Origin of the sequence: Streptomyces sp. NPDC059534 (genome assembly GCF_042743475.1) — a bacterium.
Lineage (GTDB): Bacteria > Actinomycetota > Actinomycetes > Streptomycetales > Streptomycetaceae > Streptomyces.
In genome coordinates this window covers 1-3,482 of sequence record NZ_JBHWAQ010000112.1, presented here as the reverse complement: position 1 = coordinate 3,482, position 3,482 = coordinate 1, and the positions used below count along the sequence as shown (strand labels likewise).

Annotated in this window: 1 protein-coding gene and 2 pseudogenes; 1 reads left to right on the top strand and 2 read right to left on the bottom strand. The window is 61.1% G+C overall.

Annotated features, from left to right (window positions below):
• Positions 1-234 precede the first annotated feature (234 nt).
• Positions 235-1,236, top strand: coding sequence for an IS630 family transposase (locus ACFVZH_RS40075; protein ID WP_384905548.1), 1,002 nt, complete (start codon positions 235-237; stop codon positions 1,234-1,236).
• A 1,457-nt stretch (positions 1,237-2,693) separates the two neighbouring features.
• Here ACFVZH_RS40075 and ACFVZH_RS40070 read toward each other — a convergent pair.
• Positions 2,694-2,847: pseudogene (locus ACFVZH_RS40070) on the bottom strand (IS5/IS1182 family transposase); the annotation flags it as partial.
• Positions 2,842-3,482, bottom strand: a pseudogene (locus ACFVZH_RS40065) (transposase family protein); the annotation flags it as partial. The pseudogenes ACFVZH_RS40065 and ACFVZH_RS40070, both read right to left, overlap by 6 nt.

Below are 3,482 nucleotides of genomic sequence, written 5' to 3'. Positions count from 1 at the left end.
TCCCACTCCGCGTTCGTCAGATCCCCACGGCTCATACAGCCAGCCTGACCTCAACACCCCGCCCCTGTCAGGAGATCCAAGAAACAGTGCCTAGTTACCAAACACCGCTGCCAGGACGAAACGCTCTTCAAATATTGATCCGAAACGGTTCGGGTTCTGGGTCGTTGGTGGGGTGTGAGCGATCTGGTGGGGGACGCGCGGCATCTGTCGCCGTCGGCGCAGGAGGCCCTGCGGCTGCGGGCGGTGGCCGCGTTGGTGGCGGGGCGGCACCGTGAGGACGTGGCGGCGGTGTTCGGGGTGTCGCTGAAAGCGGTCGACTTCTGGTGGGCGAAGTGGCAGGCCGGCGGCCGGGAGGCGCTGGTCATGCGCCCGCGCGGCAAGCCGGTCGGGGTGCACCAGGTGCTCGGGGAGGCCGAGCAGGCCGCCGTCCGGCAGGCCGTCCTCGATCACATCCCCTCCGACCTGGGGCTTTCGGGTCAGCTGTGGACACGGGGGCAGATAGGCGAGCTGATCTTCAAGCTGTACCGGGTCCGCTTCACCGAGCCCGGGGTGGGCAAGTACCTCAAACGCTGGGGGCTGACCTTCCAGCGTCCGGACAAACGGGCGGTCGAGCAGGACCCGGAAGCGGTCCGCCTCTGGCGCGAGGAGACCTGGCCGGCGATCCGGGCCCGAGCAAAGGCGGAGAACGGTGAAGTCCTCTTCGCTGACCAGGTCGGGATCCGCTCGAACCAGGTCACAGGCCGTACCTGGGGCGCCAGAGGCGCCACTCCGGTCGTCCACCGGACCGGGAACCGGTTCTCCGTGAACGCGATGTCCGCGATCAGCACCCGCGGGCGGATGCACTTCATGGTCTTCACCGAGTCGTTCGACGCGAAGGTCATGTGCCGCTTCCTCGCCCGCATCGTCGGGCACTTCGACCACAAGGTGCACCTGATCGTCGACCGGCACTCGGCCCACCGCTCGAAGACCGTCCGGACCTGGCTCGCCGACCACCAGGCCCAGATCGAGCTGCACTTCCTGCCCTCGTACTCACCCGAACTGAACCCGGACGAGCTGGTCAACGCCGACCTCAAACGCAGCCTGCCCCACACCCACCGGGCCAGGAACCAGGTCGAACTCGCCGCCGAAACCCGCAGGTTCTTCCACCGCCGACAGCGTCAGCCCCACATCGTCCGCGGCTACTTCGGCGGCCCCCACGTTCGCTACGTCCTGGACGAGAACCCCATGAGTTTCTGATCAATAGGACTCCGGGGCCAAGAAGGGCACCAAACCCTGGCGACTGGACAAACGATGAGATTAACATCTCATTCATATGATGGGTGCGGTGCAAGGAAAAGCCGACAAGCTTTCGCCCTACTCCGCCTGGCAGGTCATCACGCCAAATATTTCTGCTGCCGGCATAACATCCCCTCCCGATTTTCGATCTACATCGATTTGAATTCCGTCTCCGTCAGAATAGGGAGTGACTTTAACATCGAAGCTTCCGCGGAACAGCTGGCCATCCCAGTCGGGGAGACCCGAGCCCCCGTTTATTACTCTTCCATTTACATAAGAAGAAGTAAATATCGGATGGCTCGACGGGCAAATCGCATTGAAGTGAAAACTCGTGTCATCGCGGTCGTCTATGTACCGCGTGAAGGTGGCCGGAATTTGTCGACCCGGCAGTGGGGTGTCAGCGCATGACCAGCTCAGGTAAATATCATACCCATATCGTTGGTCTGAGTTTTCGAATACTAGATTAAGGCGCTCGCCGCGAGTGGGTGTTGCGGCATCCAATTTAGCACCCTTGAGCCCCGAGGTGGAATTTGGCAGGGCGGGGATGTCTATCTTCTGTGAAGCCAGATACGGCTTGGAGGCGGGGCACGGGAGGGACGTGACCATCTTCCTTGGCTCATATTGTTTGGTTACTTGACTGTACACTGCTGGGCCTATAAAGCTTTTTGTGGAGTAGCTCTGCGTGACAGCTTGAGCGACTCCCGGGAGCGTTGCCAGTGCGACTGCTGCCGCAACCGAGGCGAGCCCTACAGTCACTCGTTTAGATCTACTCAACAGCTTCTCCAATCGATCCATTGCGCTTTGCTTTAATCTTAGAGGCCGGGCGCCGTGCGCATTGCTTATTGATGGCATAATTCAATCTTCGCTCGGCCTGTTCGAAATGAAATACTTCTCTCACTGAGCTCTTTCAGTACTCACCCCGCAGGGCGAACGCTCTTCTGGGGTTGACCGGCTTCCGACCTGCGGCTGAGATTCCCTCCTGCGGACGTAAACGTCACCCGATCAGTGGCCACTCTGAAAGAGCTCACTGTCACCGCTGGGGATCCTCTCCAGACCGGCCGATACTCCCAGTCGGTCAAGCCTCAAGAGCAAGATCATCCGAGTTCTCAAACACCGCCTGAGGCTCAGTTGATGTGCAGCAAGATTGAGTAATGGCCTGAGTAAGTTTTCATTTCTTGAGTTGTAACTGACTTTGCAAAAAGGGTTCCCAGATAAGAGGGTCTTCCTCTTTCTCTTAAAAAACATGAGTAGCTAGCACTCAATCAGGTCGTTGCGGCAGAGTCGTGGAGGTCAGGCGTTGCTTCCCAGCGGACAGCGAAGTATTTGAAGCGCTGGAAGGTGAGGGGCTGTTCCAGCCTGTAGGGGGCTTGCTCAGGCTGTGGATGTTAGAGGTCGTGTAGTTCGTGGGTGGTTGTGGTTTATGCGTCTCGCCAGGTTAGGGTGGTTTCGCCGGTTGCGCGTTTGGCGAGGGTTGAGATTGCGGCGAGGCGGATCATGCTTTCGGAGTGTTCGGGTTTGGTCTCAATAGTCGCGGGTGAGTCGACGGTGCATCACTAAGGATCTCCAGCGTCGCCTCTCGAGGGTGAGGACGGCCTTGGTGGTTGACGTGAGTCGGTTGGGGCTGATCCGGGCTTTGCGGAAGATCCGCCAGGCTTTGAGTCGGGCGAAGGCCCGCTCGACGGGGAAGCGGAGCCGGGCGTGTGCTTCGGTTGACGGCGGCTTGTCTGAGTGTGAGGGGTCGTTTGAAGGGCACTTGAAACGTTCCGCCGGCCCCGGCGTATGCCTTGTCGGCGAGCACGGGGATCCGGAGTTGTTCACAGATGGTGACAATATGGTGAGTGCGGGCTGCGGTGATGTCGACGGTGCGGCCGGGCAGCGCCGGCGAGTACCAGATCAGCTCGCCCGCAAGGTCGGTGACAGCCTGGATGTTCACGCCGCGCCGCCTGTCCTTGCCCGAGTAGTTGCGCTCGTGGTCGCCGACCCCGTCGCACTCGGCGATGGGTTTGCGTGAGAGACGGTGCTTTCGAGGCAAGGATTCTGATCACGCTCTGTACATAGGCTTGGGCGGTACCTTCGCTGACCCGAAAGCCTGCGGCGAGCTTCGCGTAGGTACACCAGGGCGATGACCGCGCGGTGGGGGGGGGGCGCCCGGGGCCGGGCCCCCCCCCCCCCCCCCCCCCCCCCCCCGCGGCGCACCCCAACACAAA